Annotated in this window: 8 protein-coding genes, 1 tRNA gene and 1 rRNA gene; 5 read left to right on the top strand and 5 right to left on the bottom strand. The window is 62.5% G+C overall.

All coding sequences use genetic code 11. From position 1 onward, the window contains the following. The first annotated feature begins 96 nt into the window (after positions 1 to 96). Positions 97 to 211, top strand: a 5S ribosomal RNA gene (gene rrf, locus JSE7799_RS09525). Between the two features lie 41 nt (positions 212 to 252). Next, positions 253 to 329 (top strand) — tRNA-Met (locus JSE7799_RS09520). Here JSE7799_RS09520 and JSE7799_RS19715 read toward each other — a convergent pair. The 3 genes from JSE7799_RS19715 to JSE7799_RS21035 form a co-directional block, all read right to left on the bottom strand. After that, the gene (locus tag JSE7799_RS19715; protein ID WP_083480435.1) at positions 308 to 2,014 is read right to left on the bottom strand and encodes a recombinase family protein; all 1,707 of its coding nucleotides are present in this window, start codon (positions 2,012 to 2,014) and stop codon (positions 308 to 310) included. The two genes, JSE7799_RS09520 and JSE7799_RS19715, sit on opposite strands and share 22 nt — an antisense overlap. Further along, entirely contained in the window at positions 2,011 to 2,376 is a 366-nt protein-coding gene (locus JSE7799_RS09505; protein ID WP_055663411.1) for a recombinase family protein, read from the bottom strand. Before JSE7799_RS09505 ends, JSE7799_RS19715 begins: the two co-directional genes overlap by 4 nt. A 61-nt stretch (positions 2,377 to 2,437) precedes the next feature. Then, complete coding sequence (locus JSE7799_RS21035) at positions 2,438 to 2,608, bottom strand: hypothetical protein (protein ID WP_186201895.1); 171 nt, start codon at positions 2,606 to 2,608, stop codon at positions 2,438 to 2,440. Between the two features lie 218 nt (positions 2,609 to 2,826). Here JSE7799_RS21035 and JSE7799_RS09500 point away from each other — a divergent pair, with 218 nt between their 5' ends. Both JSE7799_RS09500 and JSE7799_RS09495 read left to right on the top strand, forming a co-directional pair. Continuing rightward, positions 2,827 to 3,552 carry an SOS response-associated peptidase gene (locus JSE7799_RS09500; protein WP_306455408.1) on the top strand — a complete coding sequence of 242 codons (726 nt, stop codon included), beginning with the start codon at positions 2,827 to 2,829 and terminating at the stop codon, positions 3,550 to 3,552. A gap of 84 nt (positions 3,553 to 3,636) precedes the next feature. Then, the gene (locus JSE7799_RS09495; protein WP_055663410.1) at positions 3,637 to 5,931 is read left to right on the top strand and encodes a YecA family protein; all 2,295 of its coding nucleotides are present in this window, start codon (positions 3,637 to 3,639) and stop codon (positions 5,929 to 5,931) included. 309 nt (positions 5,932 to 6,240) lie between these two features. On the opposite strand, the gene JSE7799_RS09490 is transcribed toward JSE7799_RS09495, so the two are convergent. Beyond that, positions 6,241 to 6,681, bottom strand: coding sequence for a hypothetical protein (locus JSE7799_RS09490; protein ID WP_055663409.1), 441 nt, complete (start codon positions 6,679 to 6,681; stop codon positions 6,241 to 6,243). A 5-nt stretch (positions 6,682 to 6,686) separates the two neighbouring features. Then, complete coding sequence (locus JSE7799_RS09485; RefSeq protein WP_055663408.1) at positions 6,687 to 7,238, bottom strand: hypothetical protein; 552 nt, start codon at positions 7,236 to 7,238, stop codon at positions 6,687 to 6,689. A 274-nt stretch (positions 7,239 to 7,512) separates the two neighbouring features. Between JSE7799_RS09485 and tnpA the strand changes: the two genes are divergently transcribed. Then, positions 7,513 to 7,866 (top strand): IS66-like element accessory protein TnpA (gene tnpA / locus JSE7799_RS09480; protein WP_055663407.1); only part of this gene is annotated, 354 nt, incomplete at its 3' end.

The following is a 7,866-nucleotide window of genomic DNA, read 5'->3' as shown; positions in this document are numbered from 1 at the left end:
TAATTGTCCGATAGGCTTGATTTGATCCAGTAGAAGGCTGGCTCAAAAGCATACACCACGGTGTACGCGACTTGGAAATCCGAAGAGCTTTTTCGGTTTGGTGATCATAGCGCAAGCAAAACACCCGGTCCCATCCCGAACCCGGCCGTTAAGTGCTGTAGCGCCGATGGTACTGCGTCTTAAGGCGTGGGAGAGTAGGTCATCGCCAAACCTAGAAAGCTCTTCGGATGTATCTCTCGACGATGGAAATGGCGCGGGATGGAGCAGTCCGGTAGCTCGTCAGGCTCATAACCTGAAGGTCGTAGGTTCAAATCCTACTCCCGCAACCAACTTCCGCGAAAATCGCACCAGATACGGCGTCGAGCTTGCTCGGCGCCGATTTGCGTAGCATCTCCAACAAGTTGCCCTCGATCGTCAGACGGTGCGCGTTGGCCTCGGCGTCCCAATCAACGACAATACGATCCACGAGTTCGTGCAGCTCGTCAGCCGCGCGACCGGCCATGGCCTCTTCCGAGAGCGTCGCGGCCAGGTTGCCCACCATCTCCCGGTAGAGCTCCGGGAGCCCCTCGGGCAGCTCGACGTCCGGCGGCGCGATCTCGCCGCGGCTCGCTGCCAAACGTGCAAGATCTGCGTCCATCTGGTTCAGTTCCTCGACGAGCGACTGCGACCCCAGCCCCTGCTTCGCGAGGATGATGAGGTTGCGGCGGCCTGTCTCCAGTTCCATCACCCGCGCGTCGTGGAGGCGCAGCTTGTCCTCGGCGGCGCCCTGGCTGTCGCGCAGGCGCTTATGAAACCGGTTCCGGAACGTCTCGTAGGCCTCGGGCTTCATCAGGTCCTCGCGCAGGCCCGACAGGACCAAGGGCAGGGCGATGCTGTCCCGCAAGCCCCGGAAGCCGGCGCAGACGCTGGGGCCCTTCTCCTTGGCGCTGGCACAATAGTAGGTCTTGTATTTGCCCGCCCCGGCGACCGTCATTGAGCTGCCGCAGAGGCCGCAGTGGAGTAGTCCAGATAGCAGATATTTGCGCCGGCGCAGCGCCTGCCCGGAGGAGAGCTTGTTGCGGTCGGTGGTCTCGACCTTTGTCCGACGCTTCGTCTGCGAGGCTTGCCGCGCCTTCACCTCGTCCCAGAGGTCCTGGTCGACCATCCTGAGCTCCGGCACCTCGACGACCTGCCAAGCGCTCTCGGGGTTCAGCGTCGAGCGCTTCTTCTCGGTCAGCGGGTCCTTGCGGTAGCAAAGACGGTTCCAGATGCGCCGTCCGACATAGAGATCGTTGTTCAGGATGCCGGTCCCGCGTTCGCGGTTGCCGTTGATCGTGTTCTGCTTCCAGTGTCCCGACGACTTGCGCTTCGAGCCCACGGACGGGGAGGGGAAGCCCTCGTCGTTCAGCCGGCTGGCGATCGCGATCGGCGACATCCCGGCGGCGTAGTCGCGGAAGATGCCGCGCACGATTGCGGCCTCGATCTCGTCGATGTCCAAGGCGCCCTTCACCGGCGCGCCGCGGTCGTCGGTGCCGGGCTTGTAGCCGTAGATGCGGCCGCCGCCGTTCAGGCCTCGCAGAACCTGTCCCTCGATACCGCGATGCACATTGGCCGAGAGCTTCTCGAGGAACATGCTGCTGAGCAGCGACGACATGTGGATCGACATCGTGTCGGCCTTGCCGCGATCGACGGTGTGGATATCGACCTTGGCGTGCGTGGCGAGCTTGTTGAAGCGCGCAAGGTGCTCGGGATCGCGTGAGATTCGGTCGAGGGACTCGGCGAGAACGACGTCGAAACCCCGTGTCTGTGACGAGAGCGCCTCCGATAATCGAAGGAAGTCAGCCCGGTCGTGGCTCGCCGTTCCGCTGATCGCCCGGTCGGAGAACCGGTCGACGATGATCCATCCTTCTCTCGCAGCATACCGCTCGGCCAAGCGGAATTGGTCCTCCACCGACATCGGGCTCTGCATGTCGGTCGAGTAGCGCGCGTAGAGTGCGACGCGGCGGGGAGCCTCGGAAGAGGATCGCGTCGTCATACCGACGGCCTCTGCATCTCGATCAGCTGCTTCAGGTCGAACGAGGAGACGGACGACCGTGCATACGACACCTCTACGCCAAGAGCGTCGCAGAAGCCGTAGAACTCACCGAGCTTCTCTACGTCGCGGTGCAGACGGGATGCACCTTCCGCGACCACAACAGAGGCGCGCCCCTCACGGAGGCACTCTCGAAGCGCCTGAAGCCCCGGGCGCTCATCTGCCATACCACTCTCGCCGTCGTCGACGAACACTTCACCGAGGCTCCAGCCGCGGGCGACCGCATATTCTGCGCAGTCCTTGTGCTGCTCGGTGATGGCATAATCGTTGGAGGTGGCGGATCGGAGGTAGAGGGCAGCAATCATCGGGTATCCTTCCGGGGTTGGGTGAGGGGTAGTCGGATCGGGTAAGCGAAACGTTGAGGCGTCAGGCGAATCTTCGCCTTTTGTTCATCCATCGCCGCCAAACTGCCCATATCGCGTCAGGTGTCGCTTCCTGCTGTTCCCGCTCCTGCGAGAGCTTGCGGACCGCGGCTTCTGCGAGAAGGTCGATCAGTTTGTCGAGCGGCATCGGCGGATTCCTTTCCTGTTCGGGCATTACGCAACCGACATGGCGGACGCCTACCCGAGCCTTCGCGCACCGGTGGCCATAGCGCCCACGGGACATCCCCGTGGGCGCGTTTGCGTCAGCGGAACAGCAGCGCGGCGTGCACCAGCAGCAGCAGGACGAGAGCGGCGCGCACGAGCAGGGTAGGGTTGCGGCGCATGAAGATGCGCGACCGGCGACGGCAAGCGGACATGTTGGCTCCTGTCGGAATGCGTGATCAAGTCGGCGAAGATGCGCGGCAGGTGGACGCGGCGCCGCGTAGTGGGGCAGGGCGGATGTGCAATCTCTATTCCTTGTCGAAGGGCCAGGCGGCGATCCGTGAGATCGCCAGTGTCTGGACCGACCGGACGGGCAACCTCGCCCCGCAGCCCGCGATCTTCCCGGATCAGTCGGCGCCCGTCATTCGTATGGGAGACGAAGGTCGGGAACTCGTGATGATGCGGTGGGGCATGCCGTCGCCAAGCTTCGCGCTGAAGACCCGCAAGACCGATCCAGGCGTGACCAACATCCGCAACGTCGGGTCGCCGCACTGGCGGCGCTGGCTCGCGCCCGAGCACCGCTGCCTTGTGCCCTTCACCAGCTTCTCCGAGTATCGCATCGAGCCCGACAAGTCGCGAACCCCAGTCTGGTTCGCGCGCGGCGAGGATCGACCGCTCACCTTCTTCGCGGGGATTTGGACCCGCTGGACCTCCGTCCGCAAGCTCAAGGAAGGGGAGGTGGAGGCGGACCTCTACGGCTTCCTCACCACGGAGGCGAACGCGACTGTGGGCGCGATCCATCCGAAGGCCATGCCGGTGATCCTCACCGAGCCCGAGGAATGGGAGACTTGGCTGACCGCGCCCTTCGACGAGGCGAGGGCGCTGCAACGGCCGTTGCCCGACGGCTTGATTGAGATCGTCGCAGAAGGCGCTCGAAAGGATCCCGTTGCACCTTGATGCAACGGCCTGCCGGTGAGATCTGCGCTGATTGTGAAATTTTCCTCTATCGAAGTGACTGATAGAAGTGCAAGGCCCTTCGTAATGAACCAAAGCGATCTTGAGGCAGCCCTCGGTGAGACAGCCGAGCAGATGGAAGCGCTATCCTTGCGCCTGCGGGATATGATCCTGTCGCAGCCGCCGCTCGACCTTCTTGGCTGGATCGCGGCGCGGCCATTGATGGCGGTCGTCGATGACGGATCCAGCGAGAGTCGCAAAGCTTCGTCTATCCATGAGGAGAATCAATTTCTGCTCGAATACGTTCATGCTGCACTCGCGTCCGCGGCACCCTCTGAGACTGGACCGTTGCAGCAAGAAATCTGCGAAGAAGTCGCTCAGGTCGCTGAAGAGCTTCGCGCGCAGGCAATGCAATACGGCATGATCCGGGCCCGCAGCATGCAGGACACTTCGTTTGGGGACGCCACCGCTGACGTAGCGGTGCGCGCGTTCTCAAACTGGGTTGTGAACCGCGGCAACCGCTATCAGCAGCTTGAAGGCGAGTTCTACGGCTATGTGCTGGCCCCTCACGATGATCTTTTGAACGAGGTCTACGGCATGGGAGCTTCCGCCGTAGCCGACGCAGTCCAACGCTTCGCCGACAGCCAGCGCACCGGCCAGATGGAAGCTGCGGAACGGCTTATGACCCTCCACACGACGTTTCGTAAACTCGCCGACAACAAGGGGACTATCGATCCGAAGCGTGCAGAGGCTTGGAAATCAGAACATCGAGACGCATTCGCAGAAGTGTTCGTAGACCTTTTTCGAGCGGGATCTCAAAATGCAACCCGCAGATCCGGTCTACCGGAAGCTCTGCTTGCAGACCTTTCTTATGCTCGCGGTGAGGATGTGGACTTTTTCGCCGAGGGGCCGCTCAAAGGCACTCCATTTCGGACGCTCCCAGTTCGTAAGAAGCCACTAATCGAGATCGAGGGTGACCAATATGCGCTCGACGCATGCCAAATGCGTGACGCGGGCTATCGGGCGATCCTTCATCACGTCCAAGAGCGCCTTCCAGAGGCCAAAAAGTCCATTCGTGAGGCGCAGGGCGCAATGTGCGAAAAGGCTTTTGCGGATATTTTTTCGGATCACCTACGGGGCGCGCGTGTGCACGAGGCAGTCTACTATCGCGATCCGACGACCAGGCAGTGGGTCGAGAACGATGTGCTCATCCTACTCGACGATGTGTTAATCCAGATTGAGGCAAAGTCGGGTGCTGCGGCGACGATTGCATCCCCGGAATCGGACTTCGCACGGCACGCACAGGCGCTCACCCGCCTCGTTGGCGACGCATATCGACAATGCGCCAGATTCATTGCTTACCTTCATTCAGAAGAAGAGGTGGCGATCTTCGCACGTCGTGACGGACGCTATGTCGAAGTCGACCGGATTCGGAGGGCAGACTATCGACTGATGGTCCCACTCGGAATGACGGTGGAGACCTTCTCGCCTTTCTCGGCAATGAGCAAGATACTCCCTGAGGTCGTGCCGATTGAGGGACGGCACACCTTCCTTTCTCTATCCATCGACGAGCTCTTCGTGCTTCGAAGATTTCTTCCTACGGCGGGCGCACTTGTGCACTACCTTCTCGTTCGCCAAGCCGCGGCGATGAAGCCCGAGCTGCATTTGTTCGACGGCTTCGACAACCTCGGCGCCTATCTAACTCGAAACCGATACGACACCGCCTACTATGACGAACGTGTTCCGCCTGACGTGAGTATGCTCATCATTGACGGCGCGAGCGAGGTGATTGACGCTTTTTTCAATCAGGTGGGAGAAGGGACTGAGCTTCCGCCGAGCCAGCCGATGCCGACTGTGCTGACTGACATTCTTGCACGCCTCGATCTAACCCGTCCAGACGGATGGCTCCGGCTTGACGCCTGCATTCGCGATTACGACGCTGTCACGCGGGAACGACTGGGTGGGGAGCTTGAATCGTCGATAGAAAAGCTTCGATTCCAATCGGATTGCTCGATGATTCTCAGTGGAGATCAGCCGCTCTTTCTGTGGATCCAGCGTTATGACGCTGCACACGACGACGCTGACATTTGCAGACGCGCCGCGGCGGCCAAGATAGCGACCCGTTCGGATGCGGTGGTCGCCGCACGCGTCAAGATCGGCGCAAGTGGCGAACTCCTCGATGCTGTGCCTGTCCAAGTGCAAGTGCCGCCCGAAGGAACGCGGGACCGCCTGCTGGTTGAGGAATACGCGGCGGACATCGTCAGGCATTTGCGGGCTGCGGAGCAAACGTCATCGCCGAGAAGACGCGCCCGCAAGTTGGGACGGAACGCGTCGTGTTGGTGCGGTAGCGGTAGGAAGTTCAAAAAGTGTCACGGACGGTAAGGCACTACATGCTGTCGGCCCTCAACTACAAAAGCTGTCTGGAACGGGAGGTAGAATTTCGGGTGTTCGCTCTTCAGGCAAGCATTTGATGCCTTCAGCAGCAACAACCGCCTGTGTCGCATTCTTTCTGGTCTTTGGGTAGGCGTTCGCTCGATACAGGGTTATTGATCGGACCTGGTGCAGGGCGCGCCGGCATCGTTGTAGCAGCAACGGAGCATTGTTCGCCGGCGCGCCGACTGCCGGGGGATCCAGTCCCGGCAGCAGGGCCTCGCGGCCCTCAAGAACGGCGCCCCACGGGGCGCCGCCGGTTCAGTTCGGGTGGAGCAGCTGAATGCTCAGCCGGATTGCCTCGGCAAAGTCGACTGCCTGTCGAGCGGCGCGGTAGAGGGACACAAGCGGCGGCAAGGCGGCTTTGAGCGCCTCCGCGGCCGGGCTCAGCGATGTGCGTGTCTCGAACGCCTCGGTGCACCCGATCAGCCGCTCGCGCGGGATCGCGACCTCCTCCTTCGTCGTCTGGGCGGCGATGGCAGCGCGGACCTCGGCGATGGTAGCATCGACATAGTAGGCGATGTTCGGGTCGATGCCTTCCTCCACATCGAGAGCCTCGAGGAGGTCGTGGACGACCTCCCGCGCGGCTGCGCCCAGATGTGGCAGCACGCGGCACAGCAGGTGCTGATCCATTCCGTGCAGTTGCTCCAGAACAGCTCGGGTGAGGTCCACCTGCTGTTCCAGCAGGGTGGGCGAAGCCATAGCGGTCATTTCTGCACTGCCTTTCCGGCCGCAGAGGCCCGCCGCGGCGTCCGCCGTTCTACGGTGAAGTCGCGACCACGCCGAAGTCCGCCCCGCCGCCGCGATCGACGGTCAGCCGCAATGTCGCGTTCGGCGTGGATGCGGCCGCGGACTGCGTTCATCGCTTCGAACGGCGCTCCGTCGAGGCGACCAAGCACGGCGGATCCGGTGGCGCGGCAGGTGGCGAAACCACTATGCGTCAGGGGCACCAACAGGCGGCGCGCTCCCACAAAACGGGTCGGCTCGTCGAGACCGGCGATCAGGTATTCCGCACGGCGCCGGACGTGCACTTCGTAGCCGACATTGGAGCGGCGGCGAGAGGTCGTGCCGTAGGCCAGTAGGGCGTAGCGCTGACCGCCGTGCATCTCGATGTCGAGGATCAGGCACGGCCTGGCCTTCGGCTGTCCAGAGCCGCGCTCTTCCGCTAAGGGAAAGCGGAACGAGACGATGTCGCCGTGCGAGACGTGGTCCTGCCACGCCGAGGTCATCGTGAGATTGGTGGTGATCGTGTCGAGCATTGTCGGGTCCTTGTATGATGGATGTCCGACGCGCCTGGTCCCTTCCTTTCCTATCGGCCGGGACTTTCCGTCGTGCGCGTCACAAGGCGCGCGCACGACGGAGGGGGCTGGCCCTGCTTCCCTGTGCTGCGTTGCTCGATGTGCTGGTGGGAGAGCGTCGAGAGGGTGTCCTTCGTAACCGCCCGGTTGGGGCCGCCTTCTTGAGCTGATCGGCAGATCTTAATCAACGTCGCTATTGGCGTCGTTACCGACGTCGTCTGTGGCGGAGGTTGGGATGCGGCACGAGATCGTCCTGGGTGCGGAGCGTCGGCGGCGCTGGTCGGATGAAGCGAAGCTCGAGATCCTGGGAGAAGTCGGCGTTGACGGATGGACGGTGTCCGACGTTGCGCGACACCACGACCTGACCCGTCAGCATGTCTACCAGTGGCGGCGCGAACTGAGACGGAAGGGGCTGTGGCCGGATCCAGGTGGCGCGACCTTTCTGCCCGTGGAGATGGCTGCGGTCCCAGAAGAGACTGTGCGTGTTGAGGCAGGCGCGGCCCGGCGGGCGGAAATCGCGGTGATCCTGCGGAACGGCCGCGAGTTGCGCTGCGAGCCCGGGATCGAGGAGGCGATGCTGACGCGTCTG

Origin of the sequence: Jannaschia seosinensis, assembly GCF_001408515.1 — a bacterium.
Taxonomy (GTDB): Bacteria; Pseudomonadota; Alphaproteobacteria; order Rhodobacterales; family Rhodobacteraceae; genus Jannaschia; species Jannaschia seosinensis.
Note: the sequence above shows the minus strand (reverse complement) of the source record. Positions and strands in the feature narration are given on the sequence as shown.

Coding starts and splice junctions, on each gene's coding strand:
- JSE7799_RS19715 (WP_083480435.1), bottom strand. CDS start 2,014: ATGACGACGCGATCCTCTTCCGAGGCTCCCCGCCGCGTCGCACTCTAC.
- JSE7799_RS09505 (WP_055663411.1), bottom strand. CDS start 2,376: ATGATTGCTGCCCTCTACCTCCGATCCGCCACCTCCAACGATTATGCC.
- JSE7799_RS21035 (WP_186201895.1), bottom strand. CDS start 2,608: ATGCCCGAACAGGAAAGGAATCCGCCGATGCCGCTCGACAAACTGATC.
- JSE7799_RS09500 (WP_306455408.1), top strand. CDS start 2,827: ATGCGTGATCAAGTCGGCGAAGATGCGCGGCAGGTGGACGCGGCGCCG.
- JSE7799_RS09495 (WP_055663410.1), top strand. CDS start 3,637: ATGAACCAAAGCGATCTTGAGGCAGCCCTCGGTGAGACAGCCGAGCAG.
- JSE7799_RS09490 (WP_055663409.1), bottom strand. CDS start 6,681: ATGGCTTCGCCCACCCTGCTGGAACAGCAGGTGGACCTCACCCGAGCT.
- JSE7799_RS09485 (WP_055663408.1), bottom strand. CDS start 7,238: ATGCTCGACACGATCACCACCAATCTCACGATGACCTCGGCGTGGCAG.